This is a genomic window from Rhizobium sp. H4 (assembly GCF_003013335.1).
GTDB classification, from domain to species: Bacteria; Pseudomonadota; Alphaproteobacteria; order Rhizobiales; family Rhizobiaceae; genus Rhizobium; species Rhizobium sophoriradicis.
The window spans coordinates 193,304-210,158 of sequence record NZ_PSOW01000008.1; the positions used below are offsets into that span (position 1 = coordinate 193,304).

Consider the following 16,855-nt stretch of genomic DNA (forward strand, 5'->3'; position numbering starts at 1 on the left):
AGCGAAGAGATGAACGGCTTTTCTATGGGACAGTTTGTACGCCGCCCGGAATTCGGCGCCGTCTTGAGCTTCGTCGCGGTGATTGTCTTCTATGTCGCCTTCGGTGGAGTCAGCCTCGGCGCGCTCTTCGGCGCGGCAAGCTGGGTCAATTTCGCCGCCAATCTCGGTATCGTCGCCCTGCCTGTCGGCCTTCTGATGATATCAGGCGAACTCGATATCTCGATCGGCGCGATGATCCCGGCAGGCTCGATGACGATCGCCATTCTCTCGGGCTATTACGAGCTGCCGATCGTCATCGGCATGCTCGGCGTGCTCGCCATCGGTGTCCTCGTGGGCCTGGTCAACGGCCTCCTGGCGGTGCGCACCAGCGTGCCTTCGCTGATCATCACACTCGGCACGCTGGTTGCGGTGCAGGGGCTCGTGCTTGCAGGTTCCGTCATCCTGACGGGGGCCGCTTCGGTTCCGCTCAACGCGCCGGCCTGGGCCAAGACGGTGTTCGGCGATCTCATCCAAGGCAAATTCCAGGTGATCATCCTGTGGTGGCTGGCGCTGACCCTGATCTTTGGTTTTGTGCTGCACGCGACGCGCTACGGCAACTGGATCGTCGCCATGGGCGGAGACGAAGTCAGCGCGCGCAATGCCGGCATCCCGACCGACCGGCTGCGGATCGTTCTCTTCATTCTCTCGAGCACGGCCGCCTCTTTCGTCGGAATGTGCGGCGCCATCCTGTTCAATTCCGCGCAGGTCTCAGGCGGCATGAACTACATCTTCAATACGATCGTCTCGATCGTGGTGGGCGGCGTGCTGCTCACGGGCGGCTTCGGTTCGGTCGCCGGGATCTTTCTCGGCGCGCTGACCTTCGCCGTCGTCAGCCAGGGCATCTACTTCACCGACATCGACCGTAATTGGTCCAACCTGATTATCGGCGTGATGCTGATGGCCGCCGTTCTGATGAACAACACGTTCCGGCAGATGGCCTTGAGCTTCGTGCCGAAGAAAAGGAAGTGAGCGTCAAACTATGTCCGAAAATATTCCGATCCTTGAACTCCAGAATGTCGACAAGAGCTTCGGCCCGATCGACGTGCTGCACGACATCTCGCTCAAGGTCCGTGCAGGCGAGGTGCTCTGCCTGCTCGGTGATAACGGCGCCGGCAAATCGACGCTGATCAAGACGCTTGCGGGTGTCCACAAGCCGACGCGCGGCGCCATTCTGATGGATGGCAATCCGGTCGAATTCAGCGGGCCGCGCGATGCGCAGGAAAAGGGCATCTCGGCAGTGCATCAATTCGGCGGCACATTTCCGCTGATGTCGATCGGCCGATCCTTCTTCGTCGGCGTCGAGCCGACTAAGGGCTGGGGTCCGTTCAAGGTCTATGACCGCAGGAAAGCCAATGAGATTGCCGTCAAGGCCGTGCAGGATTTCGGCATCACCCGGATCGACGATGGCGACCGCCTTGTCGGCGGGCTTTCCGGCGGCGAACGCCAGTCGCTCGCCATTGCCCGGGCCGTGCATTTCGGCGCGCGCGTGCTGATCCTTGACGAACCGACGGCCGCTCTCGGCGTGAAGCAGGCAGCGCATGTGCTCCGGATCGTCAATGAAGCAACGCGGCGGGGTCTGGCGGTGATCTTCATCACCCACCAGGTCATGCATGCCATGGCGGTGGGCGATCACTTCGCCGTTCTCATCCGCGGCGCAATCGCCGCCGATTTCCGCCGGGGCGAGAAGACCCGCGAGGAGATTACTGACCTGATGGCCGGCGGCGAGACCATGGCAGGCCTCGAAGCTCAAATCGATACTTACATGGCAAGCCATGAGGGACACCCGCCGCCAGCCGAGTAACCGCCGACGGCACCACAAACGACACAGCGCAAACACAGCGTCCGGCAGCGTCAGAAAGACCGCCGCCAGGAAAGGAAAATCATGTCTGGAATTCGGAGGTCAAAATGAAGATCGCAATCGACCCCTTCATGCATCGGCATCTCTCGCTCGAGGAATTGCCGGGAAAGGTCAAGGAACTCGGCTACGACTGGATCGAACTCTCGCCGCGCGGCGATTTCCTCGAATGGTTCAAGGCGCCGCGCGTCTTTCCCGAGCGGATCAAGTCGTTAAAGCGCTCGCTGAAGGAGGCGGATGTCGGCATCGCCTCGCTGCTGCCGATGTACCGCTGGGCCTCCAACGACGAGACCGAACGCAAGGCCGCCGTCAAGCACTGGAAGCGCGCCATCGAGATCGCCGTCGAGCTGGAAGTCGATACGATGAATTCCGAGTTCGGCCGCGGCCCACATCCGGACAGGGGATCCTGCTACTGCTGCCATACAGGCTCGATGATCGAGGCATGTGAAGATGCCTGGTGGCGCTCGATGGAGGAACTGGTGCCGCTCTTCGAGCGCGAGGGCATCCAGCTCAATGTCGAACCGCATCCCGAAGACTGGTGCGAAACGCTGCAGCCGGCGCTCGACATCATCCGCACTGTCAATTCGAAGAGCGTCAAGTTCCTCTATTGCGCCCCGCATACGTTCTATTTCGGCGACGACACCAAGGCGATGCTGCGTGAGGCGAAGGACGTGCTGGCACATGTCCATGTCGGCGACACCTTCAACCACAAGGCCTCATCCGGCCTTCGTTATATCCTCAACCCGCCCGGCACCAATGCCCGGGTGCACCAGCACCTCAATATCGGCCAGGGCGAGGTTCCCTGGGAGGAGTTCTTCGGCACGCTCGCCGAGATCGGTTTCGACGGCATCATGACCGCCTGCGTCTTTGCCTGGGAGGACAAGGCCGATCAGAGCGGCACCTTCATGCGCGCGGAAATGCAGCGTTACATCGATAAGCACTGGGGGGCGAAATGACCCTTCAGGTTGGCGTCATCGGCACCGGCATGATCGGTCAGGATCATATCCGCCGCCTGACGAACGTCGTTTCCGGTGTCGAAATCGTCGGTGTCACCGACATCGACCAGATCCGCGCCGCCGCTGCCGCCCCTGCGGGGGCGGAGGTGTTCGCCACCCCTTCGGCACTGATCTCTTCGGAAAAAGTGCAGGCCGTGATCATCTCTTCCTGGGGGCCGGCGCATGAGGAGCAGCTGCTTGCCTGCATTGCCACCGGCAAGCCGGTGTTCTGCGAAAAGCCGCTGGTGACCTCCGAGGCGGCAGCGCTCCGCGTGATGGAGGCGGAAATGGCCTTCGGCAGGCGGCTCGTCCAGGTGGGTTTCATGCGCCGTTTCGATGCCGATTATCGCCGCCTGAAGGCGGTCATCGACGGCGGGAGACTCGGCGCGCCGCTCATGTTTCATTCCGTGCATCGCAATGCCTCGGTTCCCGAAGGGCTCTACACCTCCGAGATGCCGCTGAACGACACGCTGGTCCACGATGCCGATATTTCCCGCTGGCTCCTGTCGGATGAAGTCACCGGCGTGGAGGTGCGTGCGCCGCGCCGCTCCTCGCGCGGCGGGGAATTGCGCGACCCGGTTTTCGTCCTCCTGCACATGGCCTCGGGTGCGCTTGTTGACGTCGAGATTTCGGTGAACATCGCCTATGGTTATGACATCCGCGGCGAGATCAGCTGCGAGGCGGGCGTCGCCGCGCTGCCGAACCGCCCGGCAACCGTGATCTCGGATTCGCACGGTATTCGCCAGGCGATCCCCGAGGATTGGCGCGAGCGCTTCGTTGAAGCTTACGACCAGGAATTCCGTGAATGGATCGCCGCCGCCTCTGAGGGAACGGCCGGCGGTCCTTCCACCTGGGATGGGTACGCGGCCACGCTGGTGGCCGATGCCGCTCTCAGAGCCGTGACTAGCGGCGGCCTCGAACCCGTCAACATGATACCGAAACCCACGCTTTACGCCCCACCGACCGCCAAGGCGGCGGAATGATGCGGCAGGCCATTTCAGGAGCAATGATCGGATGATCAACGGAGAAAGATCCATCGAGCGCCCCTTGCGCTGGGGCATGGTCGGCGGCGGCCGCACCGGGCAGGTGGGCTACAAGCATCGAACCGGCGCCCAGCGGGACGGCACCTACCGGCTCGTCTGCGGCGCCTTCGACCTCGAAGCCGAGCGTGGGCGTGACTTCGGCACGAAGATCGGCGTCTCAGCCGACAGATGCTATGGCCACTACAAGGAGCTGATCGCCGGGGAGGCCCGGCGCGAGGACGGCGTCGAGGTCGTCTCGATCGCCACGCCGAACTTCACCCATTACGAGATCACCAAGTCGTGCCTGGAAGCCGGGCTGCACGTGATCTGCGAAAAGCCGCTGTTCTTCACCGTCACCGAATGCGATGAGATCGCGAAGCTCGCGGAAGAGAAGAACCTGATCGTGGGCGTCACCTATGGCTTCACCGGCCATCCGCTGGTTCATCAGATGGCGGCTATGGTCAAGAAGGACATGCTCGGGGAAATCCGCATCGTCGACATGCAATATACCCACGGCTTCAATTCGGGCGACGACGCCGGCGCCGGCGAGGCGGTGAAATGGCGCACCAATCCGAAGACCGCCGGCCCGACCTTCGTTCTCGGCGATATCGGCACCCACCTCTATTATCTCTCCGAAGTGGTGCTGCCGCATCTGAAGATCGAAAAACTGCTCTGCGACCGCAAAGCCTTTATTCCGACCCGCGCGCCGCTCGAAGACCACGCAACCGTTCTCATGCATTACGACAACGGCGCCCGCGGCCGTCTCTGGGTGTCGTCGGTCAATGCCGGCAACATGGGGTCGCAGCGCTACCGTTTCGTCGGCTCCAAGGCTTCGATCGAATGGTCGGATGCCCAGCCCGACCAGCTGATTTACGAAGTCCAGGGCGAGCCGACCCGCACCCTGCACCACGGCATGCCCTATCTCGAAGAGGAAAGCCTCGCGGCCGACCGCATGGGCGCACTGCACACCGAAGGCCTCGGCGACAGCTGGGCGAACATCTACCTCTGGATCGCCCAGGCGATCGACGCAAAGCGCCGCGGCGACGAAGCTTTCCTCAGGAGCCACCATTATCCCGGCATCGAAGCCGGCACCGAAGGCGTGCGCTGGCTGGAAAACTGCGTCCGCTCGGCTGATGCGGGTGCCGCCTGGGTCGACTTCAAATAGTTCCCTCCGGGGGCGCGCCGGGATCTCCTCCACCCCTCACAAGGCGCGCCCTCATTTTTCATAAGGAAAGATCGAGACGATGAAACTCTCCATTTGCACCGACGTGATGGGCAACCTGTCATTTACTGATATGCTCGACAAATGCGTTGAACTCGGCGTCGAGGGCATCGAAATGACCGGCGGCGGCTGGTCGCGCGCCCCGCATTTCCGTGCTGACGAACTACTTGAAGACAAGGGGCTTTTGAAAACCAGGCTCAGGGAAATCGAAGCGCGTGGTCTTGAAATCGCGGCGCTGAACTGCTCGGCAAACCCGCTCGATCCTGGCGATATGGGCAAGCGCCACCGCAAGGAAATGGAACAGACGATCCGTCTTGCCGGCGAGATCGGCGTCAAGACCATCGTGACGATGTCCGGACTTCCGGAAGCCGTGCCCGGTGACATGGTGCCGAACTGGCTGGTCTACACCAAGAGCTGGCCGGACGAGATGCCGGAACGCGACCGCTACCAGTGGGAAGACCGCGCCTTCCCGCTCTGGCACGATCTGGTCAAGCTCGCCAAGGAAGTCGGCGTCGAGAGATACGCGCTTGAAAACTTCTCGGCGATGCTGGTCTGGAACCCGGAAACCCTGTTCCGCCTGCGCAACGAGGTCGGGCCGTCCGTCGGCATGAACCTCGATCCCAGCCATCTGTTCTGGAAGGGCGCCGATCCGATTGCTTCGGCACGCGCGCTGGGTAACGCGATCCATCATTGCCACGGCAAGGACACCCGCATCGAGCGTGGTCTCGCCGACGTCAATGGCCTGCTGGAACTGAAGGACGTCACCGACGTCGCCAACCGAAGCTGGAATTATGTCGCCGTCGGCGCCGGCCATGACCTGCAGTGGTGGAAGGAGTTCTTCTCGGTCGTGCGGATGGTCGGTTACAACGGCTGGGTCAGCCTCGAGATGGAAGACTTCACCATGTCGACCGAGGCCGGCATCCAATCCTCCATCGATGCGCTGCAAGCAACGATCAGCCGCTGACGGGGCAGGGGCGGGCGACTTTCGCCCGCCCTCCGCGTTCAAAGATCAGCCTGGACACTATTATGGACACATGTTCTATAAAGCGGACAGACTTGAGCGGAGCGCGCCATGCACCTTTCCATGTGGACCTACCCCTGGGATATCCAGGACCAGGAGCTTGATGCGATTGCCGCCGAGTTTCGCAACCGGGCAGGCCTCAACACGATCAGCATGGCGACCTCCTATCATGCGGGCCGCTTCCTCCAGCCGCGCAGCCCGCGGCAGAAGGCCTATTTTCCCGAGGACGGCACGGTCTACTTTCGGCCGGACGAGAGCCTGTGGCAGGACAAGCTGATCCGGCCGCTGATGGCGGCGAATGTGACCGAGCGCGGCGACATGCTGGAGGCACTGACCCAGGACCGCGACGTCACGGGTCTCAAGGTCTCCTGCTGGACGGTCTGCCTCCACAATAGCCGTCTCGGCATGCTGCATCCCGATCACGTGACGCGCAACGCCTTCGGCAATGCCAACTATTACAATCTCTGCCCCTCCAGCCCGGCGGCGCGCGCCTATGCCGTCACCCTCGTGCGCGACATCACCACGAATTACCGGCCGGATATGGTCGAACTCGAAAGCCCGAACTTCATGGGCTTCGCGCATGAATACCATCATGAGAAGGACGGCGTCGGCCTGAATGCAGAAGACGATTTCCTGCTGTCGCTCTGCTTCTGCGACCATTGCATGACGCGCGCGGCAAGGGCCGGCGTGCCGGTCGAAGGCGCGCGCCGAACGGTTGCGCGTTTCATCGCCGAACTCTGCGAACGTGATGTGCCGGAACGGCAGTTCCCGGAATTTCCGGCAGCCGGCATCGATGCCTTCGGCGACCACCCCGATCTTCATGCCTATCTCGCTTGGCGCAGCGAACCGGTGACCAGCCTGATCGGCGAGATCAAGGCGGCGGCCGATCCGGCGAGCCGGATCGTACTGATCGACCTGAAGGACGGCTGGCTTGGCGGCGTCGATCTCTCAGCCGTCGGCAAGCTCTGCGACGGGGCGATCCTCTGCTGCTACGACATGGAGCCGAATGCGATCGGCGATGTCATCCGCACCGGTCGGGCCGCACTTGGATCGGAAAAATTCCTCGGCGTCGGCCTGCGCGTCTTCTATCCCGAGGTCGGTGAAGCCGCGATCCTGGCGGCCCGCGCCAAGGCCGCCGTCGATGCCGGCGCCGACGGCGTGAACTTCTACAATTACGGCCTCATCCCGGCAAAGCGTCTCGACTGGGTCAAGGCGGCGGTCGCCGCGATCAGCTAAGCGGCAATCGGTTCGGCGACCTGGATCAGACAATCGCCGGCCTGGCTGTCGCAATGCAGCCGGTGGGAAATGACGATGCCGTCCTCGGCAAAGCGCAGCTCTTCCTCCAACTGCCCCAGGCGTTCCAGATCGTGATACCATCCGGCCAGACCGCCGGCCGAAACGGTGGCGCCAAGGACTGCGGCGGGCTCGAACCAGCCTCTACGGTCGGCATAGATGCCCTGGCTGTGCCGGGAGAGCGACAGCAGCTGCAGCGACCCCGGCTCGGCGAGCGGCGTGCGAGAAAGGACCGGACGCCCGACGATGCCGAGCGCCACGAGCAGCCGGTCGATCGCCGCCGCCGTGAAGGCCATCGTCGCGGGCGTCACGGTTCCGCCGCCGCCGAACTCGCCGGAAAGACCGATGATGCCGGCCCGTGCCCCAGCCCCCATCGATGTCGGCGCCGCCGGGCCATTGTCGGCGATGAAGGCATGCGATGCGCCGATCGCCCGCATCAGCGAGACGGAACGCTCGAAGCGGGTGGCGTCGGCCTGCCGCTCGATCAGGGTGCAGGGCAGGTGCGCCATCGACGTGCCGCCTGAATGCAGGTCGAAGACGACGTCGTGGCGCGGGAAGAGTTCGTGTTCGAGGAAATGCGCCAGGCGCGCCGTCGGCGGCCCCATGGGATCGCCGGGAAAGGCCCGGTTGAGGTTGCCGCCGTCGAAGGGCGAGCAGCGTTTGGCTGCCATCACCGCCGGCAGGTTCGCCATCGGCAGGATGGTGATGGCGCCGCGGATTTCAGCGGCGTCGAGCAGGCGCATCAGCCGACCGAGCTGCAGTTCGCCCTCATATTCGTCGCCGTGATTGCCGGCCATCAGCAGCAAAGATGGCCCTTCGCCATTTTTGAGGCGAAGGATCGGAATGCGGATCTGATAGTAGGGCGAACGGTCGATCGAATAGGGAATGGCGAGATGACCGGTCTGGCGGCCCTCGCGCGAAAAGTCGATCGGATTGACGAGACCACTATGCATGATGTCTCCAGTTCAAGCGCTTGCCCTCGATCAGAGGGCGGCGACCGCGGTCATTTCGACGCGCAGGTCCGGATCGGCAAGGCGGGCTTCGGTGCAGGCGCGGGCCGGTGGGTTTTCGATGTCGATCCAGCTGTCATAAACGCCGTTCATCGCCTCGAAATCGGTAATCGCCGGCAGGAAGACGTTGACAGCGAGGAGACGCGAGCGATCGGTGCCGGCTTCCTGCAAAAGGGCGTCGATCTTGCCGAGCACATCGCGGGTCTGCTCCTCGATATCGGCCTTGCGGTTTTCCGCAACCTGACCGGCAATATAGACGAGACCGCCGTAGCTGACGGCCTGGCTCATACGCGAGCCCTTCTGATAACGCTGGATCATGCAGGTTTTCCTTTTCTTGGTTTAACGAGGGAGTTCAGCCGAAGCTGGTCAGATAGGCTGCCGTCACCGAATGATCCGGATCGAGGCCATAAAGGATCGCATGCCGGTCAAGGCAGGTGCAGGGATGTGAGATGCCGAACTCGATGACGTCGCCCACGGCGACGTCGCTGTCATCGGCAAGCGCCATGAAGGCGTGCTGATCATTGAGCCGGAAAACCCTCGCGCCCTCGAGGTCGGCGAGGTGCACGCCATTGCGATAAAGCGCTAAGGGCCGCGGCAAGTCCTGGTCCATCGCCACATCGCGCATGCCCATGCCTGAGATCGCAAGCCCTGGCTCCGGCCGCGACAGGACCTCGGCCCAGATCCTGAGCGCCGGACGGAAACCTGCCGCCGCGGAAACGATTTCGCCGCCGATGCGAAAGCCGCCGCGCGCATCGAGACCGGCAAGGCCACGTTCATAGACGCCATGATCGTGAAAGAAGATCGCACCGCTGCGCAGCACCAGTCGGCAGGCGGGATCGGCTGCGACAACCGCTGAAAGTCGCGCAACCACGATATCGAAAAACGCCGAACCGCCTGCTGTAACGAGAAGCGGCCGCTCTCTTCCAATGCGGGCGCGGATCTTCGGCAGGAAATCTGATGTCATCGCCATCAGCGCGTCGATGCGAAGCATCGTCTCTTCCGGATCGGCGGTCGCCGCCGCGCCCTCATAGGCGGCGATGCCGCTCAGCCGGAAGGCCGGCGTCTCCACGGCAAGGATCGCATCGAGAATCGCCGCGCCAGCATCAGCGCTGCGAAGGCCGGCGCGGCCGGCGCCGAATTCCACCATCAGGCCGAGCGGTGGCAGATCTCCACGTTCCAACCAGGCGGAGGCAAGCGCCTCGACCAACGCTGTCGAATCCACGAAGACGTGAACTTCCGCGTCGGAATAGTCCGAAAGCAGGGCCGCGAGCCGGCGGGCGGCGGCGGCCCCGCCGATCTCGTTGGCAAGGATCATGCGGCGCTGTCCTGCCTTGAGCAGCACGGCGGCCTGGCGAATGTCGGCGACCGTCGTGCCCCAGGCGCCGGCCGAAAGAAGCATGTCAGCCAGCGCTGTCGACATCGGCGTTTTGGCGTGCGGTGCGATTTCGGCGCTATTGCTCTTCACGTAGGCCATCATTAGCCCGACATTGCCGGCGAAGGCCTGACGGTCGAGCGAGAGCAGCGGCAGCGCCATCTTGCCGTCATATGGTTTCCACCCCTGCTGGCCGATGGCAGCAGGCGAAAGAGGCGGATGGCCCGGGGGAAAGCCGCGCGTCCGCTCGTCGATCAGGATGTTTTCGTTCGCGGCATGAAGGTCAGACATGGGAAGCTCTCCCGATCTCGGCCGGATCAGCCAAACCAAGGCGATAGGTTTCGTTGGCGGTGGCAAAGAACAAAGCGCGCTGCTCGTCGAGGGAGAGCTCGGCGGCGACCGTGCGGAACACCTGATAGACCTCGTCGAAAGAAGCATGCAGGCCGGCGACCGGAAAATCGCTCGCAAACATCGCACGTTCAGGGCCGAAACAATCGAGGCAATGTGCAATCACCGGCCGCAGGCTTTCAAGCGTCCACGCATGGTCATAGGCGACGAGGTCGGAGATCTTCAGGCGCAAATTCGGCTCGCCGCCGAGCGCCCGCAGGCCGCGGCGCCAGAGCGCCATGCCGTCCTCCGTCCGGTCGATGGGGCTGCCGCCGTGGTTGAGGACGAAAAGCGTTTGCGGAAAGGCCCGCACCAGGTCGAGCGCCTCGGCCATCTGCCAGGGATAGAGCATCAGGTCGAAGACCAGCCCGAGCCGCGTGGCATGGGCAAGCCCAGCGCGCCAGGCGGGATCGCCCATGCGATCCGGACGCGATGCAAAACGCTTCGCCGCATCGGGATGCCAGCTCAGAATATCGCGGATGCCGACGACGTTTGGGTTTTCCGCTTCCGCTTCGAGCAGGCGCGGGGCATCCGGGCCGTCGAGAGGAACGCCGGCGATATAACGGTGCGCCACGCCGGAGCTGCGGTCGAGGCCATCCAGCCAGCGGCTCTCTTCCAGCGGGTAGGCAGCCGACCAGCCGGCCTCCACATGCACCGTCGCAACGACGTTCTGTCGCGCGGCATCGGCGCGATAATCGTCGATGCCGTAATCACGCAGGATCGGCGCGAGACCAGCCGGCGCGTTCTGAAGCCAGGGATGGCGCTGCAGGCTGAGGTCCCAGAGGTGGTGGTGTGGGTCGATCACCGGCCCGCCGTAGCGCTCCGTCATCTGCGCGCCTCGCGGCCGGACACCAGCAGCAGGGCGAGGATCAGCGTGCCGAACATGATCGAGCGCCAGCCGGGCGAAGCGTTGACGACGGTGATCAGCGCCGTCGTGGTGACGAGCAGGATCGCCCCCGGGATAGTGCCGGCATAGGTGCCGCGGCCGCCGAGAATCGACGTGCCGCCGAGCACGACGGCGGCAATCGACGTCAGCAGATAGGGATCGCCGATGCCGACATAACCTTGCCGGTTCATGCCGAGCACCAGAATGCCGGCAAGCCCGGCGAAGAAACCGGACAGGGTATGGACGATGAGCGTATTGCGGGTGACGCTGATTCCTGAAAGCCGGGCGGCGAGCGGGTTTACCCCGAGCGCCAGGAACCGGGCGCCGATCGGCATGCGGTGGACAAGCAGCAGGACGACGATCGAGACGGCGAGCCAAAGCAGAATGCCCGAGGGAATGCCGAACGGCCGCGCCTGGCCGAGCAGAATGACCGCCGGGTTGGTGACGGTGACGGCGCTGCCGCCGGCGACGATGACGAGCAGACCCTGCAGGAAAGTCGCCATGGCAAGCGTCATGATGATCGGCGGCACGCGAAGATAAGCCGCTCCCGCTCCGTTCATCAGGCCGATGACCGTGGCGATGGCAAGGGCTACGGCGATACCGGCAAGGCCAGTCGGATCCCAGGCAGGCGAGATCAGCGGCAGCAGGATAGCCGTGACTGTGATAACAGCGCCGACCGAAAGATCGATGCCGCCCATCAGGATGACGAGCGTCTGACCGGCCGCGACGATGCCGATCACCGCGGCGAGTTCAAGGAGGTACCGCAGGTGGCCATAGGCGCCGAAACCGCGCAATGTGAAGCTTGCAACGATCCAGACGAGGGCGACCAGAAGGAAGGTCAGCAGCGGCGGATTGCGAAACGCGGATCGGATGATGTTCATCGCCTTGCCCTCCAAACCCCAAGAAGCTCCGGAACGGCGACCGCGCCGACGATGATCAAGCCTTGCGCGACATATTGGGCGACCGGCGGGAAGCCCATGAAGAACATCACGTTGATCATCACCGAGAGCAGCAGGCTGCCGCAGATCGCGCCACGCATCGTGCCCTTGCCGCCGAGGAAGCCGACGCCGCCGAGCACGGCGGCGGCGATCGAGTTCAGCGTGAAGGGCGTGCCGATGACGGGATCGCCCGAGCCGGTCTGTGCGGCGACAAAGAGGCCGGTCAGCGCCGCAAGCAGACCGGAGAGTGCGAAGGCTGTGACCTTCACCCGCTCGACCGGGACACCGGAGCGAAATGCGCCGACCGGGTTGTCGCCGGCCGCATAGATGCCGAGGCCGAGCGGCGTGGCGAGAAAGGCTTTCCAAAGCACCAGGATCACCACCAGCAGCAGGAAGGCGACGGGCGTGTGGCCGGCAAGCACCGTCGACAGCCAGTCGGGAATGAAGCCGCCCGGCCGCGGCAGCAGGATGAGCGCGACGCCGCTGATGATGAAGGAGCCGGCCAGCGTGACGATGATCGCCGGCAGCCTCAGATACGTGACGATGGCGCCGATGACGGCGCCGATCGAAAGGCCGGCGAGCGCGACCGCGACAATGCCGCCCGGCACGCCGAGCACCCCTTGCATCGTCGTCGCCGCGATCACCGCGCCGAGGCTGACCAGCGGGCCGATCGCCAGCGTGATGCCGCCGTTCAGCATGAGCAGCGCCTGTGCCATGGTGACGAGGGCGAGCGGGAACCAGTTTTGCGTGAACTTGGAAAATCCGCCGATGGTCAGGATGCCGGGAAAGAGCACCGCGTAGAGGATGAGAAAGCCGGCGACGACCAGATAGAGGCCGGCAAGGCCGCGGTTGCGGCGGAGCTGGATCGAACCGTAGAGCCGGGATGACGAAATCGTGCTCATGCCGCCTCTCCCCGCGGCGTAGCCGCAATACCCATGGCCGCACCGACGATCGCGCCTTCGCTGATCGCATCCTGCGATAGTGTTGCCGCGACGCGGCCCTCGCGCAGAACCACGACGCGGTCGCAGAGATGGACGAGTTCCGGCGTATCCGAACTGACGAGAATGACGAGCCGCCCCTCGGCGGCGAAGGCGCGCAGCATCAGGTAGATTTCCCGCTTGGTCTCGATGTCGACACCGCGGGTCGGATCGTTGAGAAGCAGAATGGAGGGATCGAGCGGCAGCCATTTGGCAAGCGCCACCTTCTGCTGGTTGCCGCCGGAAAGCGCCTGCACCGGGCGGGTCGTATCGCCCTTGATCGTCAGCCGGCGGGCGAGATTGGCGACCAGGCCGCTTTCCGCCGTCAGGTCGCGCAGCCCCTTGCGGGCGAGCCGTCCGAGCGAGGGCAGGATGAGATTGGCGGCAATGGAATGCGGCAGCACCAGTCCCTCATGTTTGCGGTCGGCCGGCACATAGACGATGCCCGCCGCATTCGCCGCACCAACATCGGCGGGCAGGCCGGGCTTACCTGATACTTCCGCCCGGGCGGCAGACGCGGGAATCGCGCCATAGAGGCCGAGCAGCAGGTCTTCCTGCCCTTGTCCCACCAGCCCGCCGATGCCGACGATCTCGCCGGCGCGGGCGGAGAAAGCGACATCACGCACCATGCCGGCCGAAAAACCTTCGACGCTGATGCACATCGCACCGGGTGCCGCGGCCGGGCGCGGCGGGAACAGGTCGCCGGTCTCACGGCCGACCATCAGGCGCACCAGACCCTCGCCGTCGATGCCGGACAGCGATTGATCCGCCGTGACGACGCCATCCTTCAGCACGGTGACATGCGAGCAGAGCGCCTGCACCTCGTTGAGGCGGTGGGAGATATAAAGAAGCGCCGTGCCGCGCGCGCTCAGAGTCTCGATCAGCCGGGCCAGGATGCCGGCTTCGTGCGCCGAGAGCGACGAGGTCGGCTCGTCCAGGATCAGCACGCGCGGCTTGCGGAACAGCGCCTTGGCGATTTCCACCATCTGGCGGCGGCCGAGGGCGAGATCGGCGACCGGCATGTCGAGCGGCTCGGTCAGTCCGACCATGTCGCAGACCTCTCGTACGCCGCGATGCAGCGCTCGATAGTCGATGAGGCCGAACCGGCGCGGAAAGGCGCCGGTCCCGATGTTTTCGGCAATCGACAGGCTGGCCGTCAGGCTCAGCTCCTGTTGAACCACGGCGATGCCGGCGGCGCGCGCCGCCGCCGGGCTGAAACGCCCGACAGGCCTGCCGTCGATGAGGATGGCGCTGCTGTCCGGCTGGAGGGCGCCGGACAGCAGATTGATCAACGTCGACTTGCCGGCGCCGTTTTCGCCGAGCAGGGCGTGAACCCTGCCCGGCAGAAGAGCGATATCAACGCCCTTCAGGACCGGATTGCCGAAAAATCCCTTGAACACCTGCCGGGCTTCCAGCAGGGGCCTTTTTTCCGTCATGACGGCATCCCTCAATCCGGATTACTTGGTGGCAAGCAGCTTGTCGAACAGCGCCTTGTCGTAATCCGAGTAGATATAGCCGTCAGCCGGGAACTTGTCGGCCCGGGCGAGGTAGCTGCCGATGGTGCTGTCGTCGATGACGGGCAGCGGCACCTTGACGAAGGAGGGCACGTCCTTGCCTTGCAGCGCCTGCACGGCGGTATAGACGGAAAGCGCACCGAGCCAGTTCGGCTGCATCGTCGCCCAGCCCTTCAGGCCCTTCTCCTTCCAGAGTTCCAGGAACTGCCGGGCATTTTCGCCTGTCGTCGGTACCTGGTCGCGGCCCTGGCGCTCGAAGGCAAGGACGGACCCGGCCGACAGCGCGCCGCCGAGCGACAGCACGCCGTCGATTTCGGGATTGGCAAACAGCAGGCTGGTCATCGCTTCCTGTGCCGGCGCGACGTTATATTCGGTGTTGGTCTCGGTGATCACCTGCAGACCCGGATTGGCATCGAGCACCGGCTGGGCGCCCTTGCGGCGGTCGTCGCTGACCGAAATGCCGGCCGGGCCGTTCATGATGATGATCTTGCCCTTGCCGCCGAGCTGGCTGACCATCCATTTGGCCGCGGTCGCGCCCCATTCGTTGGAATCGGTGTTGATCTTCGCCGTCACCTTGTCGGTGTTCACAAGGCTGTCGAAATTGACGACGGCGATACCCTTGTCGCAGGCATCGGAAATGACGCGATCGAGCGCGTTGGAGGAGCCGGCGATGACGACGATGGCGTCGATATTCGCGTCGATCATCGACTGGATATGCTGGATCTGCGTCTGGGCGTTGCCCTGCGCGTCGGTGATCATCAGGTCCTTGACGAGGCCCGCCTTCTTCAGCTCCTCCACTTCGGCCGTGATGGTCCCTTCGGTCTGCTTCATCCAGGTCGGCACCGAATAGATGTTCGCCCAGCCGATCGTGTAGGGCGCCTTCCTGTCTCCCTTGATGCAATTGGCGGCGGCTGAGGCCGTGCCGGCCGAAAAGGCAAGCAGGGTGGCTGCGGCGGCAGCGCCGGCGAGAAGGCGGCGGCGCAGTGAAACGGAAATGCTTTCTTCAAAATTCTTCATGTCGATCCCCTTTTTGCGGCAGCGCTGGCGGCTTGCCATTTGTAATTGTCCGCTATATTGTACATATGATCTTTATACCGGACGAGCCGATCTTATGCCGATTTTTTTACCCCGCAAGAGGGGGTGCGAAGATTCATTTGCGAAGCATGACGCGATCGATTGACAGTCGCGGCAGACGGCTTGAAAAGCTTGGCCGGACAAGAACAGAGCCCGACAAGCACGGGGCCCAAGAAGAACGGATTGACAGTGATGGATGCAGTTCAGGACGAAGCAGCCGGCAAGCGCGCCCGAGGGCTCGACCGCGCCTTCGAGATCCTCGATTTTCTGCGCCAGAAGCGGCAGGCCTTGAAGCCGAATGAAATCGCCGCGCAGATCGGTGCGCCGCGCTCATCGGTGTACGAACTCGTCAACCTGCTGCTGAGCAATGGCATTCTCGAATTCACCGGCGGCGAGGGGCGCGTCTATCTCGGCCGCAAGCTTTATTTCCTCGGCGCCGCCTATGAGAACCATTTCGATTTTACCCGCGAATGCGAGGCGACGCTGGAACGGCTTGCCGACGAGACACGGGAGACGGCGCAGTTCTGCATGCTGGATGGCAACAGATACACAGTCGTACGCATGCGCGAAGGCGCGCGGCCCTTCCGCATTTCGACCGATGTCGGCCAATCGGTGCCGATTCCGTGGACGGCGTCGGGCCGCCTGCTGGTTGCGCATCTGTCGGATCAGGACATCCTGAATTTCATTCCGCCGCAGGATTTCCGCCTGCCGGGCGGCGAATGGCTCGAGCCTCAGACCTTCATCGCCGAGGTGCGCCAGGCCGAGCGTGAAGGTCTCTTTACCTTCAACAGCATCGTCGACAGTTTCACTCATTGTTTTGCCGTGCCGGTGCGCGGCGAGGAAGGCCATGCCGCAGCAACGCTCTGCCTCGTCACGCCCCGCGACGACGGCATCGCCAACCGGGACCGCTATCTCGACTGCCTGAAGAAGGCCGCCGCCGGCCTGGAACATGCCCCGGCCCGGCCAAGACGGGGCTGACGCCTTGCATATCAAGGCATATCTGCCGGCACGGACATTCGTCGACAAGCCGGTGCGTCCGCAGGCGTTCAGCGACAGCCGCTAAAACGCCGCCCACCCGCCTGACACAGCCACGCAGCGACCGAGCGCAAGACGCCATCTTGCGGGGGCGCCGATCTCCGATTTCCAGATTCACACCGATCTCGCAAAACTATTCACTCTTCTCCCGCAATTTGGAAATGAAGTTTCTCTATAAAATCTATGGAGAACGTACTCTAACGTCCTGATAGCCA

The 16,855-nt window shown here is 63.7% G+C and carries 16 protein-coding genes; 8 read left to right on the plus strand and 8 right to left on the minus strand.

Annotation, left to right across the window (positions count from 1 at the left end; all coding sequences use genetic code 11):
• The first annotated feature begins 9 nt into the window (after positions 1-9).
• The 7 genes from C4N04_RS14610 to C4N04_RS14640 all read left to right on the plus strand — a co-directional run bounded on the left by C4N04_RS14610 (position 10) and on the right by C4N04_RS14640 (position 7,390).
• Positions 10-1,008 carry an ABC transporter permease gene (locus C4N04_RS14610; RefSeq protein WP_040143158.1) on the plus strand — a complete coding sequence of 333 codons (999 nt, stop codon included), beginning with the start codon at positions 10-12 and terminating at the stop codon, positions 1,006-1,008.
• A gap of 10 nt (positions 1,009-1,018) precedes the next feature.
• Positions 1,019-1,840 carry an ATP-binding cassette domain-containing protein gene (locus tag C4N04_RS14615; RefSeq protein WP_106796361.1) on the plus strand — a complete coding sequence of 274 codons (822 nt, stop codon included), beginning with the start codon at positions 1,019-1,021 and terminating at the stop codon, positions 1,838-1,840.
• A 104-nt stretch (positions 1,841-1,944) separates the two neighbouring features.
• Positions 1,945-2,850, plus strand: coding sequence for a sugar phosphate isomerase/epimerase (locus C4N04_RS14620; RefSeq protein WP_040143154.1), 906 nt, complete (start codon positions 1,945-1,947; stop codon positions 2,848-2,850).
• Positions 2,847-3,872, plus strand: a complete 1,026-nt coding sequence (locus C4N04_RS14625) for a Gfo/Idh/MocA family oxidoreductase (protein WP_106796362.1) — start codon at positions 2,847-2,849, stop codon at positions 3,870-3,872. Before C4N04_RS14620 ends, C4N04_RS14625 begins: the two co-directional genes overlap by 4 nt.
• Positions 3,873-3,903: 31 nt before the next feature.
• Positions 3,904-5,076 (plus strand): Gfo/Idh/MocA family oxidoreductase, encoded by a 1,173-nt coding sequence (locus C4N04_RS14630; protein ID WP_096763889.1) that lies wholly within the window; start codon positions 3,904-3,906, stop codon positions 5,074-5,076.
• Between the two features lie 79 nt (positions 5,077-5,155).
• The gene (locus C4N04_RS14635) at positions 5,156-6,097 is read left to right on the plus strand and encodes a sugar phosphate isomerase/epimerase (RefSeq protein WP_096763888.1); all 942 of its coding nucleotides are present in this window, start codon (positions 5,156-5,158) and stop codon (positions 6,095-6,097) included.
• A 108-nt stretch (positions 6,098-6,205) separates the two neighbouring features.
• Complete coding sequence (locus C4N04_RS14640; protein WP_106796363.1) at positions 6,206-7,390, plus strand: hypothetical protein; 1,185 nt, start codon at positions 6,206-6,208, stop codon at positions 7,388-7,390.
• On the opposite strand, the gene C4N04_RS14645 is transcribed toward C4N04_RS14640, so the two are convergent.
• From C4N04_RS14645 to C4N04_RS14680, 8 genes are read right to left on the minus strand one after another with little or no spacing between them, the layout of a single operon-like run.
• Positions 7,387-8,400 (minus strand): succinylglutamate desuccinylase/aspartoacylase family protein, encoded by a 1,014-nt coding sequence (locus C4N04_RS14645; RefSeq protein ID WP_106796364.1) that lies wholly within the window; start codon positions 8,398-8,400, stop codon positions 7,387-7,389. The two genes, C4N04_RS14640 and C4N04_RS14645, sit on opposite strands and share 4 nt — an antisense overlap.
• Before the next feature lie 30 nt (positions 8,401-8,430).
• Positions 8,431-8,775: a RidA family protein gene (locus C4N04_RS14650; RefSeq protein ID WP_064841708.1), complete on the minus strand. Its 345-nt coding sequence runs from the start codon at positions 8,773-8,775 to the stop codon at positions 8,431-8,433.
• A 34-nt stretch (positions 8,776-8,809) separates the two neighbouring features.
• Positions 8,810-10,120, minus strand: a complete 1,311-nt coding sequence (locus C4N04_RS14655; RefSeq protein WP_096763884.1) for an alanine racemase — start codon at positions 10,118-10,120, stop codon at positions 8,810-8,812.
• Positions 10,113-11,045 (minus strand): amidohydrolase family protein, encoded by a 933-nt coding sequence (locus C4N04_RS14660; RefSeq protein ID WP_106796365.1) that lies wholly within the window; start codon positions 11,043-11,045, stop codon positions 10,113-10,115. The genes C4N04_RS14655 and C4N04_RS14660 overlap by 8 nt, the downstream gene beginning before the upstream one ends.
• Positions 11,042-11,983, minus strand: coding sequence for an ABC transporter permease (locus tag C4N04_RS14665; protein WP_106796366.1), 942 nt, complete (start codon positions 11,981-11,983; stop codon positions 11,042-11,044). The genes C4N04_RS14660 and C4N04_RS14665 overlap by 4 nt, the downstream gene beginning before the upstream one ends.
• On the minus strand, positions 11,980-12,942 hold the full coding sequence (locus C4N04_RS14670) for an ABC transporter permease (protein ID WP_106796367.1): 963 nt from the start codon (positions 12,940-12,942) through the stop codon (positions 11,980-11,982). Before C4N04_RS14670 ends, C4N04_RS14665 begins: the two co-directional genes overlap by 4 nt.
• The gene (locus C4N04_RS14675) at positions 12,939-14,453 is read right to left on the minus strand and encodes a sugar ABC transporter ATP-binding protein (protein WP_106796368.1); all 1,515 of its coding nucleotides are present in this window, start codon (positions 14,451-14,453) and stop codon (positions 12,939-12,941) included. The genes C4N04_RS14670 and C4N04_RS14675 overlap by 4 nt, the downstream gene beginning before the upstream one ends.
• A gap of 21 nt (positions 14,454-14,474) precedes the next feature.
• Entirely contained in the window at positions 14,475-15,548 is a 1,074-nt protein-coding gene (locus C4N04_RS14680) for an ABC transporter substrate-binding protein (protein WP_064685157.1), read from the minus strand.
• 249 nt (positions 15,549-15,797) lie between these two features.
• Here C4N04_RS14680 and C4N04_RS14685 point away from each other — a divergent pair, with 249 nt between their 5' ends.
• A complete protein-coding gene (locus C4N04_RS14685; protein ID WP_040113061.1) occupies positions 15,798-16,583 on the plus strand; it encodes an IclR family transcriptional regulator in 786 nt (261 codons plus the stop codon).
• Positions 16,584-16,855: the final 272 nt, after the last annotated feature.